General features: G+C 34.8%; 15 protein-coding genes. 12 read left to right on the top strand and 3 right to left on the bottom strand.

All coding sequences use genetic code 11. The annotated features are described in order from the left end of the window. Positions 1-108: 108 nt before the first annotated feature. The 5 genes from tmk (at position 109) to rsmI (ending at position 3,765) form a co-directional block, all read left to right on the top strand. Positions 109-744, top strand: coding sequence for a dTMP kinase (gene tmk, locus AB6B24_RS05035; protein WP_311803986.1), 636 nt, complete (start codon positions 109-111; stop codon positions 742-744). A 132-nt stretch (positions 745-876) separates the two neighbouring features. Further along, positions 877-1,737 carry a DNA polymerase III subunit delta' gene (locus AB6B24_RS05030; protein ID WP_195935752.1) on the top strand — a complete coding sequence of 287 codons (861 nt, stop codon included), beginning with the start codon at positions 877-879 and terminating at the stop codon, positions 1,735-1,737. A gap of 51 nt (positions 1,738-1,788) precedes the next feature. Beyond that, positions 1,789-2,571, top strand: a complete 783-nt coding sequence (locus tag AB6B24_RS05025; protein ID WP_311802107.1) for a stage 0 sporulation family protein — start codon at positions 1,789-1,791, stop codon at positions 2,569-2,571. Next, a complete protein-coding gene (yabA, locus tag AB6B24_RS05020; protein WP_003131570.1) occupies positions 2,564-2,890 on the top strand; it encodes a DNA replication initiation control protein YabA in 327 nt (108 codons plus the stop codon). The genes AB6B24_RS05025 and yabA overlap by 8 nt, the downstream gene beginning before the upstream one ends. Further along, positions 2,890-3,765: a 16S rRNA (cytidine(1402)-2'-O)-methyltransferase gene (gene rsmI, locus AB6B24_RS05015; protein WP_311803988.1), complete on the top strand. Its 876-nt coding sequence runs from the start codon at positions 2,890-2,892 to the stop codon at positions 3,763-3,765. The genes yabA and rsmI overlap by 1 nt, the downstream gene beginning before the upstream one ends. A gap of 76 nt (positions 3,766-3,841) precedes the next feature. Here rsmI and AB6B24_RS05010 read toward each other — a convergent pair whose 3' ends face one another. Both AB6B24_RS05010 and mvk read right to left on the bottom strand, forming a co-directional pair. Beyond that, positions 3,842-4,033 carry a hypothetical protein gene (locus AB6B24_RS05010; protein ID WP_003131566.1) on the bottom strand — a complete coding sequence of 64 codons (192 nt, stop codon included), beginning with the start codon at positions 4,031-4,033 and terminating at the stop codon, positions 3,842-3,844. A 62-nt stretch (positions 4,034-4,095) separates the two neighbouring features. Then, positions 4,096-5,028, bottom strand: a complete 933-nt coding sequence (mvk, locus tag AB6B24_RS05005; protein WP_003131564.1) for a mevalonate kinase — start codon at positions 5,026-5,028, stop codon at positions 4,096-4,098. Between the two features lie 305 nt (positions 5,029-5,333). Between mvk and mvaD the strand changes: the two genes are divergently transcribed. The 5 genes from mvaD (at position 5,334) to AB6B24_RS04980 (ending at position 11,744) form a co-directional block, all read left to right on the top strand. Continuing rightward, a complete protein-coding gene (gene mvaD, locus AB6B24_RS05000) occupies positions 5,334-6,290 on the top strand; it encodes a diphosphomevalonate decarboxylase (RefSeq protein WP_311803990.1) in 957 nt (318 codons plus the stop codon). Beyond that, positions 6,277-7,266, top strand: coding sequence for a mevalonate kinase (locus AB6B24_RS04995; protein ID WP_311803991.1), 990 nt, complete (start codon positions 6,277-6,279; stop codon positions 7,264-7,266). Before mvaD ends, AB6B24_RS04995 begins: the two co-directional genes overlap by 14 nt. A 54-nt stretch (positions 7,267-7,320) precedes the next feature. Continuing rightward, positions 7,321-8,364 carry a type 2 isopentenyl-diphosphate Delta-isomerase gene (gene fni, locus AB6B24_RS04990; protein ID WP_311802104.1) on the top strand — a complete coding sequence of 348 codons (1,044 nt, stop codon included), beginning with the start codon at positions 7,321-7,323 and terminating at the stop codon, positions 8,362-8,364. A gap of 157 nt (positions 8,365-8,521) precedes the next feature. Continuing rightward, positions 8,522-9,142 (top strand): superoxide dismutase, encoded by a 621-nt coding sequence (locus AB6B24_RS04985; RefSeq protein ID WP_311803992.1) that lies wholly within the window; start codon positions 8,522-8,524, stop codon positions 9,140-9,142. A gap of 247 nt (positions 9,143-9,389) precedes the next feature. Continuing rightward, positions 9,390-11,744: a carbon starvation CstA family protein gene (locus tag AB6B24_RS04980; RefSeq protein WP_311803993.1), complete on the top strand. Its 2,355-nt coding sequence runs from the start codon at positions 9,390-9,392 to the stop codon at positions 11,742-11,744. Between the two features lie 92 nt (positions 11,745-11,836). Here the strand turns inward: AB6B24_RS04980 and AB6B24_RS04975 are convergent, their stop codons facing one another. Beyond that, complete coding sequence (locus AB6B24_RS04975) at positions 11,837-12,496, bottom strand: NAD(P)H-dependent oxidoreductase (protein WP_311803995.1); 660 nt, start codon at positions 12,494-12,496, stop codon at positions 11,837-11,839. An 87-nt stretch (positions 12,497-12,583) separates the two neighbouring features. On the opposite strand from AB6B24_RS04975, the gene AB6B24_RS04970 reads away from it, so the two are divergent. Together AB6B24_RS04970 and AB6B24_RS04965 are read left to right on the top strand one after the other, a co-directional pair. Further along, a complete protein-coding gene (locus AB6B24_RS04970) occupies positions 12,584-13,522 on the top strand; it encodes a YafY family protein (protein WP_047205672.1) in 939 nt (312 codons plus the stop codon). 145 nt (positions 13,523-13,667) lie between these two features. Beyond that, positions 13,668-15,008 carry a DEAD/DEAH box helicase gene (locus AB6B24_RS04965; RefSeq protein WP_003131558.1) on the top strand — a complete coding sequence of 447 codons (1,341 nt, stop codon included), beginning with the start codon at positions 13,668-13,670 and terminating at the stop codon, positions 15,006-15,008. The last annotated feature ends 1 nt before the right edge of the window (position 15,009 follow it).

Raw genomic sequence — 15,009 nt, 5'->3', positions numbered from 1 at the left:
AAGCTGTTTCAGTTATATTATACAATTTTTAGTAAAATTACGCAAAAAGAGACCCTATTATTTTTAGAAAAAAGATAAAATGTTTGTTTTTTTGGTATAATAGAGGCTATGAATGGAATTTTAATTTCCCTTGAGGGACCCGATGGAGCAGGAAAAACAACGGTTTTAAAAGAAATTTTACCTGAAATCCAAAAAATGAAGCGTGAAATTGTCCCAACTCGTGAACCAGGTGGTGTTCGAGTAGCGGAAGAAATTCGCCAAATTATTCTTGATCCAAAGAATACAGAGATTGATTCTAAAACTGAGTTAATGCTTTTTGCGGCGGCGCGCCGTTTACATATGCAAGAAAAAATGTTGCCAGCTTTACAAGCAGGTAAAGTTGTTATTGTTGACCGATTTATTGATTCATCTGTCGCCTATCAGGGATACGGCCGTGATTTGGGTGTCGAAGTTGTTGATTGGCTTAATTATTTTGCAACAGATGGTTTGAAGCCTGATTTGACGCTTTATTTTGATGTTGATACGGATGTTGCCCTTGAGCGAATTATGAAAAATCGAGCTGATGAGGTAAATCGTTTAGATTTGGAAAGAGCTGAGATGCATCGTAAAGTTCGTGAAGGTTATTTGGAGATTGTTGCAAAAGAACCTGAGCGTTTTGTAAAAATAGATGCAAGTCAACCTTTAGAAAAAGTGGTAGCTGACACACTTTCCGTTTTCAAAAAAAGATTTGTCAGTGAATTTTAAAGACAATTTAATCTGTCAGCAAAATTAAGAATGCTAAAAAATACTTACATTTTTCAAAAAATGAGGATGTTAAATAGTTTTTTTTATTTTGTTATTTAGACTAGATTTGGTAAATATTTAGAAAGGTTTCTTGTGGAAATAAAAGATATTCAGCCTCAACTTTATAAGCAGTTCTCAACGATTTTGCAACATGGAAAATTAAGTCATGCTTATTTATTTTCAGGGGGATTTGGTTCTTTTGAATTAGCAATCTGGCTGAGTCAAGCCTTATTTTGTGAGAATCCTGAAAATGCTTTGCCTTGTGGTCATTGTCGTTCCTGTCGTCTTGTTGCACAACAAGAATTTACCGACTTACATATCGTTGAACCTGATGGACAAACGATTAAAACAGCACAAATTCGGGAGCTGATACAGGTTTTCAATGAATCTGGTTATGAGGGAAATCAACAAGTGCTTTTAATTAAGGAAGCTGAAAAAATGCATCCTAATGCAGCAAATGCTCTATTGAAATCAATTGAAGAACCAGAAACAGAAATTGTTGTTTTTTTATTGACAGACAATGAAAATATGATTTTACAAACAATAAAATCACGGACACAAATTATTAATTTTCAAAAAAACGTTCAATACTTACAAGATTTTTTGGAAAAGAATGGTATTTTAAAAACACAAGCAGAACTTCTTGCGGAAATCTGTAATTCGACTGACAAAGCATTAGAATTAGCTCAGCAGAGCTGGTTTAACGAAGGACTTCAAAGACTTCAACAATTTGTAAAACTTTTAAAAACATCTGCTGACGAGGCATTCTTGTATTTGAAAGAATTAGTCGAAATTTTTGATGACAAAGAAAAACAAAATCAAGCGTTTGAACTTTTATTACAACTTTTTAATCAAGAAAGAATGAGTCAGGAACTTTTAAAAACATTTCAGGCAATAAAAATGTGGAAAAGCAATGTCCGATTTGAGTCAAGTTTAACCTTTATTGTTTTATGAAACTTGTCAAACTTATCCTTTGATTGAAAAATCTTATATCAGGAGAATATTATGATTTATGAAATAAAATTTGCACATGGCGAATCAAATGTATTTGCAATAAGTGATATAGAACATGCTCCACAAACAGAAGTTATCCTTCGTTCAGATAAGGGAAACTTTTACGGAAAAATTGTACGTGAAATTTCTGAAGAAGCTAATCTTGAAATTCACCACACGATTGTGCGTGAAGTAAATGAGGATGATCTCCAAGTTATTGCAAAACTTGAACAACGTTCTAAAAAAGCCAAAGATAAAGTTCGCCAACTTGTCATTGAACAAGGTTTGGAAATGAAAATTATTGATGTTGCTTATAATTTTGACCAAATGCAACTTTTTATTTCATTTACGGCAGAGAATCGTGTTGATTTTCGATTGCTTTTGCGTGAGTTGGCAACAACTTTTAGAATTAGGATTGAACTTCGCCAAATTGGGCCAAGAGATGCGGCGAAAATTCATGGTGGACTTGGACCTTGTGGGCGTCCTTTGTGCTGTTCTGAGTTTGTTTATGAATTTCCAAATGTTTCAATCAAAATGGCCAAAAATCAAAATCTATCTTTGAAACAAAATAAATTGAACGGTCTTTGCGGTCGTTTGATGTGCTGTTTAACTTATGAAGATAGTTTTTATAAAGAAGCCCAACAACTTTTCCCAGATTTTGGTGAGTTTGTAACTACTTCAGAAGGAAAAGGAAAAGTTGTTGGCTTAAATGTTTTAAAAAATAGAGTAAAAATCCGCTTTGGAGAATATAGCAAGGATTTTGAACTTGCAGAAATTGAGGTGAATCATGGCTGATAAATATGATGTTTTCGACCAACTGGGCGAACTTGAAAATACATTAAATACCACATTAACGCAAATTTCAGGAATTCGCCAAGTGCTTGAATCATCAATGACTGAAAATGCAACCTTACGCATGGAATTAGAAAAATTGCGTGACCGTTTGGCAGAATTTGAGAAAAAAGAAGTTAAAAAAGAAACGCCTAAAGACCAGCCAAATCCTAACTTGATTCAAATTTTTAATGAAGGTTTCCATGTTTGTCATCTGCATTATGCAGAACGATTGGCTGAAGGGGAATCTTGTTTAGATTGTTTGGAGCTTTTGTATCGCTGATGGAAAATAAATTTAGTATTCAACGGTCATTTAAAGGCCTAAAAACTGCTGGAAGTCTTTATTTGGTTCCAACACCAATTGGCAATATGCAAGATATGACTCTACGTTCTCTTGAAACTTTGAAAACTGTAGATTTGATTTGTTCAGAAGATACGCGAAATACTTTGCGTCTTTTAAATCATTTTGAAATTAAAGTTTCGCAAGAGTCGTTTCATGAACATAATTCCCAAGAAAAAATTCCTAAATTAATTGATTTTTTGAAAAAAGGACAATCTATTGCACAGGTTTCTGATGCTGGAATGCCTTCAATTTCTGACCCAGGTCATGATTTAGTTTTAGCTGCAATTGATGAAGGAATTGATGTTATCGCTCTTCCTGGTGCCTCAGCAGGAATTACTGCCTTGATTGCCTCAGGATTAGTTCCTCAACCTCATATTTTTTATGGTTTCCTTCCTAGAAAAAAAGGGGAGCAGCAAAAGTTCTTGAAAAGCAAGCTTTCTTATCCAGAAACACAAATTTTCTATGAAAGTCCTTTTAGAGTTGGGGATACTTTGGCTAACATGCAGGAAATTTATGGGGATAGAGAAGTTGTTTTAGTTCGCGAATTAACGAAGATTTATGAAGAATATCGTCGTGGTAAGATTTCAGAGGTTTTAGAATCTTTAACGGACCAACCAATAAAAGGGGAATGTCTAATTATTATTTCAGGAGCGGATGAAGTGGCTCAAGAAGTTCAAGAGCCAGAATTGACAGCGCTCGAAGCAGTTAAAGTTTTAGTTGAACAAAATATAAAACCCAATGTTGCCATTAAACAAATTGCTAAAGAACGAGGTCTAAATCGTCAAGAATTATATGCAGAATTTCATGACTTATAAGTAAAAAGTTACTGACAGGCAGTCTGTCAGTAACTTTTTTATATTTTTGATTGATTAAAATTTCTGTCAGTAAAATTTAACAGTGTCCGTCAACATTTTCGTTAATCCATTTTTGATTTTCCTCATCAAAAATTCTTAAAGAATGTTGTGAACGTACAAAATCAATGATTTCTTTACGATTTAGCTTTGTTTTACTGACAGCCGAGCCAACAGTAACAATTTCCATTTTTTCGATGAGTGATTGAAGAATTTCGTATTGATTTTCCATAAGTTATCCTTAGTGCAAATTGATAGATTCATTATAACAAAAAAAGATGGTCATCAACCATCTTAAAAAGAGTAAATCCAAGTATTTTTAGCGCCATTTTTTAGAAGACGTTGACTGATACGAATAGCATCTTTTTCATTTTCAGCAAGAGCAACCATGACACCACCTAGCCCTGAACCAGTTAATTTAGCACCAAGTGCACCATTTTTACGAGCAGTTTCGACTAAATTATCTAGACGTGGATGAGAAACTCCCAAATCAGATAATCTTTCGTGAGCTTTATTCATGACATGACCAAATTCTTTGAGTTTGTCTGTCATCAAAAAATCTTTTGAATCGGTCGCTAATTGACCTAAATGATTAATTGAATCTTGTGTTTTTTCTTTTTCTTCAACAAGTTTTTCGCGAACAATATTGATGGCTTGACTTGTAAAGCCGTGAACACCAGTATCGCCAATCACGATAAAACCATGAAGATTGAGTTCAAAGGGTTCAATTGTGCTGTCTTTAATAAACCACAAAGGGTGTTCAGAATTTACAGTTGCCACATCAATTCCAGAAGATTTTCCGTGAGTAATATTTTCTGAAAAGTTGGCATAAAAGAGTAAATCTTTTTGCGGAAGTTCAGCATCAAAGAAATCATAAAAAGCTCTGATAATGGCAGTTGCCAATGAAGCAGAAGCTCCCAAGCCACGTCCTTGAGGAATATTTGAATCAATTTCTAAAGAGAATGGCATTTTTGATGAATGAAATTTAGAGAGTAAGCGCATAATGAGTTGACGAATTCCTTCAAATTCATCTCCCATTAAATCAAGTCTTCTACGAAATTCGTTATTTTCAATGTATTGGCCATATTTTGATGAGGTAATTGTCACTGTAGTTTTAAGAATTGTTACAGGTAAGGCAATTGCTGGCTGACCATATACAACGGAATGTTCTCCAATTAAGATTAGTTTGGAATGGGCAATTCCCGTCCCCATTTTATTGATAGTCATTATTAACAATTCTCCTGCTAGATTAGTTTCTCATTTTGAAAATGTGAACTGCAAATTAGCATATTTTGGTTAAATTAAAGTCTTATCGAAGGAAAAATTCGATAAACTTTTTCCAATATCATAATTATGAATACAAAAACGTACCTGACAATTTTATAAAATTTCCTCTTGAAAATCAAGTTTTTGTTTCTCTTTTGGCTGTAAATTCATCATTTAGTCTGAAAAAATGTATTTTTTAGTGTAAAAAATAACTTATTGAAATGATAGGAGAGAAGAAAGAATCAAATTTTTGATATAATAGTTTCATGAAAAATATTGTTACTGCAAGGGCGCATACAAATATCGCCTTGATTAAATATTGGGGAAAAGCAGATATCGCTCTAAATATTCCAACAACCTCTTCTTTGTCAATGACTCTGGAGCCATTTTATACAACAACCTCTGTTGAATTTACTGACAATGAGTCTGATTCCTTGATTTTGAATTCTGAAGTGGCAGATAGCAGCCGTGTCAGTCAATTTTTGGAAATGATGCGTGGACAATATGGAAATTTCCCTAAAGTAATGATTCAATCAGAAAATCATGTGCCAACAGCTGCTGGTTTGGCTTCAAGTGCTTCAAGTTTTGCTGCTCTGACAGCTGCTATGTTTGGGCTTTTAGATTTAGAAAAAGATGATTCAGAAATGTCACGAATAGCTAGACGCGGTTCAGGGTCAGCTTCTCGGTCAATTTTTGGAAATTTTTCAGTTTGGAATAAAGGAGAAAATCATCAATCTTCCTTTGCGGAATCTTTTTACAACGAAGATATTGGTCTTTCAATGATTGTTGCCGAAATCTCTGCTGAAAAGAAAAAAATGTCGTCAACTAAGGGCATGCAATTGGCACAAACTGCACCAACTTACAGTGCTTGGGTCGAAAAATCAGCCATTCAACTGGAAGAAATGAAGCAGGCCATTTTAAATGCTGATATTGAAAAAGTTGGTCTAATTGCTCAGGATAATGCATTAGGCATGCATGAACAAAATCGTCTTTCTAACCAACCTTTTGATTATTTCACGCAAGAAACAAGACGCGTGATTGACTTTGTGAATCAGGCTTATCAATCAGGATTTCTTGCTTTTGTGACTATTGATGCCGGTCCAAACGTCAAAATTATTACTGACCACGCGACTGAAAAAATTCTCTTAGCTAAATTACAAGCGGAATTTCCAGAATTAACTTTTGATATCGCACGTGCTGGGGGCGCTTATGAATATCTCTGAGAAGAAAATGACAATCAAAGTGCCAGGAAAACTTTTTTTTGCGGGGGAATATTCAGTCACAAAAGAAGGAAATCTCGCCCTTATCACAACAATTGAAACAAATTTTGAAGTAAGAATTTCAGCTACTACAGGGAAATCAATTTTCAAAACAAATGTTGGACTGTCTGATTTTGAATTTTCTTTGTCTAAAATTGAATTTACTAAAGAAAATCCGTGGAATTTTGCACTGACAGCTTTAAAAAATACTTTGTCAGCTGCTGACAGCTTTGAAAAAAAATCTGTCAGTAAAATTTTATCTTCATCTCCAGAAATTTATCTTGAGATTGTCAGTGATTTAGGCTTTGGTGAAAATAAAAAAGGCTACGGCTCAAGTGCTTCAGTCGTTTGTGGTCTAGTTAATGCAGTCAATCAGTTTTTTGATTTGCAGTTGTCACTTGAAAAACGTTTTGAAATTGCCGCAAAAACGCATTTTGAAGTTCAAGGCTCAGGTTCAATGGGCGATATTGCTGCTATTATGTATGGTGGTTCTGTTTTTTATCAAAATCATAAGCGAGTCATACCTCTCGAAATTCCTTGGGCAACTTATGTGGTTCAAACAGGAAAAGCGGCAAAAACGAGTGAAAAAATAAAAATAAAGCTTTCTGATGAATTTTATCAAGCTTCAAATGAGCTGGTCATTGAATTGGCAACGGCGATTGACATTCAAGATTTTGCTTTATTCAAAGAAAAGTTATCAGAAAATCAACTTTTGCTTTTGGAGAATATTCCAGAAGGCTATATGACTAAAGAATTAGCTATTGCTTTAAACTTACTCAATAGCTATCCTGAATTTGCTGCTAAAATCTCTGGGGCTGGTTTTGGGGAGAATATTATTTTATTTGCTCAAAATACCCAAGCTATTGCTGAAGTCCAAAATAAATTATCGGAATATGGAATCAATCTTGAAAAATTTAAGGTTGCTCAAAAAAATAACTGAGATAAGTCTGCTAAAAAAAGCAGAGTTAGATTTTAATGAATTGAGAAATAACTGATGAAAACTGAAAAAGAAATCCATCAACATCGCAAAGATGAACACATATCGTTAGCTTATAAATATTGGCGTGAAGAAAAAAATCAGACCTCGGGCCTGACTTTTTCTGATAGTCGAATCATTCCTAATAGTTTGCCAGAATTATCTACTGAAAAAATCAACTTTTCATCAGAAGTATTTGGACAGAATTTTGAATTTCCTTTTTATATTGAAGCTATGACTGGTGGAACAGAGCGAGCAGATAAAATCAACCGTCAATTAGCAGAAATTGCGAAGAATCAGCATTTAGCTATGGCGGTCGGTTCTCAATCGATTGCTTTGAAATTTCCAGAACTAGCTGCTGGTTTCAGTGAAGTTCGTAAAATACACTCTTCTGGTTTTCTTTTTGCCAATATCGGCGCAGGTCATTCTCTAGAAAATGCCAAGCGAGCGGTGGATATGATTGAGGCAAATGCGTTAGAAATCCATGTCAATACAGCGCAAGAATTGCCAATGGATGAAGGAGACCGTGAATTTTATTGGTTAGAAAACATTAATGAAATTGCAAGTCAATTAGAAGTTCCAGTCATTGTCAAAGAGGTCGGTTTTGGAATTTCACAAAAAACCTTTAAAGCACTCGCAAAAACAGCTGTCTCAGGAATAAATATTGGGGGAGCTGGCGGAACTAATTTTGCTTGGATTGAACGTAAACGGAGTAAAAATGGTTTTAACTTGGATGAATTTGGTTTGTCAACGCTTGAGAGTCTTTTAGAAGCTAAAATGGCTGATAATAGAAAAAGTTTGATTGCAACAGGTGGAATTACTTCGGCTCAAGAGATTTTTAAATCTTTAATTTTAGGGGCTGATTTGTCAAGTTCTGCTGGTTTTATCTTGAAAAATCTTATGCAAACAGGGCCTGAAAAAGTAGAAGAAGTTATTGAACAATGGAAACAAGATTTGAATAAATTATTTGTTTTAACTGGTTCAAAAAATATTGAAGAATGTCGAAAGGTTGAGCTCCTTTACTCGACTAATATGCTTAATTTTATCCAACAAAGAAAATAATAAATTACAAATCAAATCATTTGGCAATGGTTTCAAAAACGACTATAATGAGAATAGAATTAAAAAAATAAACTAACTGAATTCATTCTCAATCTAGTCAAAATACCAAAGTATTAAGACTTCAAAATGGGTTCACATCTTAAAAGGAGAAATTACTATGGCATTTACATTACCTGAACTTCCATACGCGCCAAATGCGCTTGAACCTTTCTTTGATGAAGCAACAATGCGTTTGCATCATGGAAAACATCATCAAACTTATGTGAATAATCTTAATGCAGCAATTGAAAAACATAATGAACTTGATGACCTTAGCCTTGAAGAATTATTGGCAGATTTGTCAGCAATTCCAGAAGACATTCGTACAGCTGTTCGTAATAATGGTGGTGGTCATTTGAACCATAGTCAATTCTGGCTTTGGCTTCGTCCAAACACTGACGGTTCTGAAAACCATGCTGACGGCGAAATTGGGGATGCAATTGCGAAAGAATTTGGTAGTTTTGAAACTTTCAAAACAGAATTTAAAGCTGCAGCCACAGGTCGTTTTGGTTCAGGATGGGCTTGGTTAGTTGTTGATGAAGCTGGAAAATTGAAAGTTGTATCAACTGCAAATCAAGATAATCCAATTTCTGAAGGGTTGACACCAGTTTTAGGACTTGATGTTTGGGAACATGCTTACTATCTTAAATATCACAATGTACGTCCTGATTACATTGAAGCATTCTTTAATCTTGTAAACTGGGATAAAGTTAACGAACTTTATGCTAAAGCAAAATAAAATGATGAATGAGGCTCTCCTTTAAGGAGAGCCTTTTTTTATTTTACAGAAACCTTTTTTAATGTTAGACTATTCTTTTGGAAATTTATCTTATTTTTACAAAAAGATGTTTTAAGGAGATTTTTTTAAACATAAATGTTTATATTTTTGATTAAATAGTGCTAAAATATTATTGTAATCGGTTACATTTAGTTCTAAAAATTATGGAAGGTCAAATGCATTAATAAGTGCATAGGGATAGAGGATTATGAAAGATATTGGAAACTCTTCAAACTTTACCGAAGAAGAAGAGCTATTTTTGTTGCGGAATAAACAAGGAAAAATTGTCGGAATTAAAGATTTAAAGCAGGCAAATTTTCAAGAAACAATGAAAGATTGGAAAAAACATTTACCAAAACCCAGTCTTCTATCAATTATCATTTGGGTGGCGGTCGCTTTACTAGGCGGTCTTGCTTGGTCGTTGATTGCTCTGGCTCAAGGAGAGACGATTAATGCGATTTGGTTTGTTATTGCAGCAGTATGTTCTTATTTGATTGGCTATCGTTTTTATGCTTTATATATTCAACGTAAGATTATGCGTCCAAACGATTTACGGGCGACCCCTTCGGAAAGCCATAATGACGGAAAAGAATTTGACCCAACCAACCGAGTTGTTTTATTCGGTCACCATTTTGCTTCAATTGCTGGAGCTGGGCCTTTGGTTGGACCAGTTTTAGCGGCACAAATGGGTTACTTACCAGGGACAATTTGGATTATTTTCGGAGTTATTTTTGCCGGAGGGGTACAAGATATGCTCGTTCTCTGGTATTCTCATCGTCGTCGAGCAAAATCTATTGGGGCAATGGCTCATGATGAAGTTGGCAGATTTGCTGGTGGCTTGACTTCATTTATTGTGTTTATCATGACAATGATTGTTCTTGCTGTTTTAGCTTTGATTTGTGTGACGGCGATGGCAAATTCTGCTTGGGCAGTCTTTTCGATTGGGATGACCATCCCAATTGCCTTGTTAATGGGAATTTATTTGAAATATATTCGCCCAGGGCATGTGAATGAAATTTCAGCGATTGGTTTTATTCTCCTTTTAGTTGCTATTTTTGGTGGCCGTTGGGTTTCAGAATCTTCATTTGCGCATATTTTCATGCTTTCGCCAACTGCTTTAGTTTGGTGGGTCATGGGCTATACTTTCATTGCAGCCATTATCCCCGCTTGGATTTTACTTACGCCTCGTGATTACTTATCCATGTTTATGAAAATTGGTACAATTGCTGTTTTAGCAATAGCTGTAGTTGGTGTGCGTCCAGATGTTACGATTCCAGCTCTGACTAATTTTGCACATAATACAGATGGTCCTGCTTTTGCTGGTTCCCTCTTTCCCTTCTTATTTGTTACGATTGCCTGTGGAGCCTTGTCTGGTTTCCATGTAATGATGTCTTCTGGAACAACGCCTCATTTGATTGCTAAAGAGTCACAAACGCGAATGATTGGTTATGGTGGGATGCTCTTTGAATCATTTGTTGCTATTATTGCTTTAGTCGCTGCGATTTCTCTTAATCCTGGAATTTATTATTCTATGAATACCCCTCAAGCTAGTATTCAAAAACTCGCAGCTTCAAGTTATCAAGCAGATAAAAGTGCCGAATATAATGCTGCCAAAGCAATTCCAAATGTAGCCATGATGCCTGATGGTTCAAAACTCAGTATTGACTGGGAAGGAACGACTGGTGAAAAAGCACTTGAGCAAGTGGCAAAAGATGTAGGTGAGCAATCAATCGTTTCACGGACTGGTGGTGCACCAACTTTAGCCGTTTCAATGTCAAATATTCTACATAAGGTCCCACTTATTGGTGGGACAAATATGATGGGATTCTGGTATCATTTTGCGATTATGTTTGAGGCGCTCTTTATCCTGTCAGCTGTTTCAGCGGCAACAAAATCGACTCGTTATTTACTTAATGATGCTCTGCGTGGCTTCAAAAAATTAGGTCGCTTAGGTGATGATGATTGGTTACCTAGTAAAATTATAACGACAGCAGTGATTGTTGGAGTTTGGGGGGCTTTGCTTTTGATGGGTGTTTCTGACCCGAATGGTGGAATAAAAATCATGTATCCGCTCTTTGGGATTTCTAATCAATTAATTGCGGCGGTAGCTCTGGCTATTGTTTGTGTCATGGTTATCCGTAAGGGCTATCTTAAATGGGTTTGGATTCCAGCACTTCCTTTAGTTTGGGATGTTTGTGTAACTTTTGCGGCCAGTTGGCAAAAAATCTTTTCAAGTGATGTCAATATTGGTTACTTTGCTTCTTATTCAGCAGCAAAAGCCCAAGTGGCTTCTGGTAAATTATCTGGTCTAGCATTAACGAATGCGCAAGCAACCATGCGTAATACAATGATTCAAGGAAGTCTGTCAGTCATTTTCTTACTTTGTGTGGCTGTATTATTAGTCATCTGTGCCTTTAAAGTTGCTAAAATTTTAAGAACAAATGAAGTTGGTGATAAATTTAGCTCAGAAGAACTTTTTGAAGAATCAAATCTTTTTGAAACTTCAAGTTTCTGGCCTAGCAAGCTTGAACATAAGGTTTTAAAAAGTAAAGTTAATGAATAATGGAAAATAAAAAGTTACTGACAGAATTTCTGTCAGTAACTTTTTATTTATAATTTACTCTCATTTTATTTGAGGTTAGCTGTCAGTAACTTTTAGTAAAATTTTTTTAAAGCTTCGTCCAAATTTTCTTTTGCTAAATCAAGAATTTGATTTTCAGGTAAAATGGCGGTGCCTTCAGCACGGACAATTTCAAAATCTGAAAATCCCATGATTTCTGAAAAAATCATTTTGAGATATTGTGGTGCAAAATCTAGGTTTTGATAAAATTCGTGGTCATTATAAATTGACCCACTAGCAAAAAGTAGCAGTGCTTTGTAATCATTAGTCATCAGTCCAGTTGATAATTTTCCTTTGTCATCAGGGGAATCAAGGTATCTAAAAGTTTCACGAGCAATGAGAATATTGTCAATGTAATCTTTAAGACGAGATGTAATATTAAAATTATGCAATGGAGAAACAATGACCAAGCGATGATGTGCTTTAAATTGTGTCAGTAATTGCTCAGAAACTTGCGCTATTTTAAGTTCGTCGGCTGATAATTTTTCGTCAGCTATTTTTTTATTCCAGATCTTTAAAAGTTGATTTTGCTCGATTCTTGGTAAGTTGGTATCAAGGTCATAAAGATTAAAAACGGTCAATTCATTCTCAGAAAATTGACTTTTATACTTGGCCAAAAATAATTCTTGAAGTTGATTAGAAAAGTGATTTGGAGTGTTAAAATCGGGGTGGGCATTAATTAATAAAGTTTTCAACGATAATTCCTCATTTCTTTTGATAAAATAAGTATAAAGCATAAAGGTGCCAAAATAAGGCACCTTTAAAAATGAAGGAAAATGTTGATGAAAAAAGCAGAACGATTAAATCAAGAACTTATCTTTTTAGGAAATAAACAGGGATTTCAGCTCAAAGATTTAATGGAGGAATTTCAAATTTCCAAAAGAACAGCTCTGCGAGATGTTGAAGAATTAGAAGCAATGGGTCTGCCTTTTTACACTGAAAACGGGAGATATGGTGGCTATAAGCTGATTAATCAAGGTTTATGGACACCAGTGTATTTTAATGATGAAGAAATTGAAGCCATTTTCTTTGCCTTAGATGCCCTAAAATTATTATCAAGTACACCTTTTGAAAAATCTTATCGACATGTTCGGCAAAAATTGTCAGCAACTCTCCCTGAAAGTCAACAAGAATATATCAGCAAAATGCTGACAGTAGTCAATTTTTACGGAATTGCACCTGTCAGTAAAGTGACTGATTTAAAATTGCTGATGACAGCGATTCTGTCAGAGAAAATTGTCAAAATGACTTATTCACAATATAAAATACAAGAAATTGAGCTTCAAATTTACGAAATATTTTATCGAAATGGCTTATGGATTTGCAGCGCTTATGATGTTAATCATGAAAAATGGGGAACTTATCGTTGTGATTATATGTTTAATGTCGAAATGATTGATGATGGACGTCAAACGAAAAAATTATCTGAATTAAAAAAAATACAAGACATATATGAAAAAGAATATCATAATATTCCATTTCGCTGCAGGCTGACAGAATTTGGTAAAGAGCTTTATCTCAAACATCATTATCCGAATATGCAACTAGAAGAAGTGGCAGGAATTCCTTATATTATCGGTGGTTATCATGCTGACGAGTTAGATTATATGACCCATTATCTCTGTTCTTACGGGAATCAGATGGTCATTGAAGAACCCCAAGAACTTATAGAAAGTTATGTAAAACAACTGACAGAAATGAAGGCGGTTTATCAAGAATAAGTCTGTCACAGGGGTAAAGACAGGTTCCTTAAATGTTTTTTTTCTGATATAATAGAAAAAAGTCCCTTCCATGGATAAATCAGCAAAACAGAGATTCGTCATTTTTTAAATGAAACGAATAATCCTCAACAAATGAAAGAAAAAAATGAAATTTACAGACTTTAATTTTAAAGATTATATTAACCAAACGTTAGAGAATATCAAATTTGAAAAACCAACTGAAGTACAAGAAAAATTGATTCCAATTGTTCTCTCAGGCCGTGACCTGGTAGGGGAATCAAAAACTGGTTCAGGAAAAACACACACTTTTTTACTCCCAATTTTCCAAAAAATTGATACTGATCTTGATGAAGTGCAAGCAGTCATTACGGCTCCTTCACGTGAATTAGCTACTCAAATTTACAAAGCCGCTCAAGAATTTACAAAAGTTAATGACAAGCTTCGTGTTTCAAACTTTGTCGGTGGGACTGATAAGGCCCGTCAAATCAAAAAATTGGAATCATCACAACCACATGTCGTAATTGGAACACCAGGTCGAATCCATGACTTAATCAAATCTAATGCTTTAATTGTGCATACTGCTAATACTTTTGTTGTCGATGAAGCAGATATGACACTTGACATGGGATTTTTGGCAGATGTTGACCAAATTGCTTCAAGCTTTGGTAAACGCGTGCAAATGCTTGTTTTCTCAGCAACTATTCCTCAAAAACTTCAACCATTTTTGAAAAAATATTTGCATAATCCTGTCATGCAAAAAATCGCCAATAAGACAGTAATTTCAGATACAATCGAAAATTGGCTTGTTTCTACCAAAGGAAGTTCACATAACCAACTTTTGCTCCAATTGACAAAAGCAACGAATCCTTACATGGCTATGATTTTTGCCAATACCAAAGGTCGTGTTGATGACATTCATCATTTCTTGACAAGTAACGGACTTAAAGTTGCAAAAATTCATGGTGATGTCCCGCCACGTGAACGTAAACGTATCATGAATTCAATTAAAAATTTGGATTATCAATATGTTGTGGCAACCGATATTGCCGCGCGTGGAATTGATATTGAAGGTGTATCACACATTATCAATGATGAAATTCCAAAAGATTTAACTTTCTTTGTTCACCGAGTGGGTCGTTCTGGCCGTAATGGATTACAAGGAACAGCCATTACACTCTATAGTCCTTCTGATGATTCAAGTATTCGTGAGATTGAAAAAATGGGTGTTACTTTCCAACCAAAAGCTATTAAAGATGGTGAAATTGTTGATTCTTATGACCGTGACCGTCGTGAAAAACGGACGAAAAAACAAGATGAAATTTCAACAAAAACCATTGGTGCCCTAAAAAAAGGTAAAAAACACGTTAAACCAGGTTATAAACGAGCAATTAAATGGCAAATTGAAGAAGATAACAAGAAAAAACGCCGTGCTGAGCGTAATAAAAATGCCCGTAAAACACGTGATTCTCGTAAACAAAGCTTCTAAT

It is taken from the genome of Lactococcus sp. AK05 (assembly GCF_041026685.1).
Taxonomy (GTDB): domain Bacteria; phylum Bacillota; class Bacilli; order Lactobacillales; family Streptococcaceae; genus Lactococcus; species Lactococcus lactis.
This window is presented reverse-complemented; position numbering and strand designations above follow the sequence as displayed.

Bases quoted from the DNA above. Each gene is read 5' to 3' on its own strand.
- AB6B24_RS04980 (WP_311803993.1), top strand. From the start codon at position 9,390: ATGAAAGATATTGGAAACTCTTCAAACTTTACCGAAGAAGAAGAGCTA.
- AB6B24_RS04995 (WP_311803991.1), top strand. From the start codon at position 6,277: ATGAATATCTCTGAGAAGAAAATGACAATCAAAGTGCCAGGAAAACTT.
- mvaD (WP_311803990.1), top strand. From the start codon at position 5,334: ATGAAAAATATTGTTACTGCAAGGGCGCATACAAATATCGCCTTGATT.
- AB6B24_RS04965 (WP_003131558.1), top strand. From the start codon at position 13,668: ATGAAATTTACAGACTTTAATTTTAAAGATTATATTAACCAAACGTTA.
- fni (WP_311802104.1), top strand. From the start codon at position 7,321: ATGAAAACTGAAAAAGAAATCCATCAACATCGCAAAGATGAACACATA.
- yabA (WP_003131570.1), top strand. From the start codon at position 2,564: ATGGCTGATAAATATGATGTTTTCGACCAACTGGGCGAACTTGAAAAT.
- AB6B24_RS04985 (WP_311803992.1), top strand. From the start codon at position 8,522: ATGGCATTTACATTACCTGAACTTCCATACGCGCCAAATGCGCTTGAA.
- AB6B24_RS04970 (WP_047205672.1), top strand. From the start codon at position 12,584: ATGAAAAAAGCAGAACGATTAAATCAAGAACTTATCTTTTTAGGAAAT.
- rsmI (WP_311803988.1), top strand. From the start codon at position 2,890: ATGGAAAATAAATTTAGTATTCAACGGTCATTTAAAGGCCTAAAAACT.
- mvk (WP_003131564.1), bottom strand. From the start codon at position 5,028: ATGACTATCAATAAAATGGGGACGGGAATTGCCCATTCCAAACTAATC.
- AB6B24_RS05010 (WP_003131566.1), bottom strand. From the start codon at position 4,033: ATGGAAAATCAATACGAAATTCTTCAATCACTCATCGAAAAAATGGAA.
- tmk (WP_311803986.1), top strand. From the start codon at position 109: ATGAATGGAATTTTAATTTCCCTTGAGGGACCCGATGGAGCAGGAAAA.
- AB6B24_RS05025 (WP_311802107.1), top strand. From the start codon at position 1,789: ATGATTTATGAAATAAAATTTGCACATGGCGAATCAAATGTATTTGCA.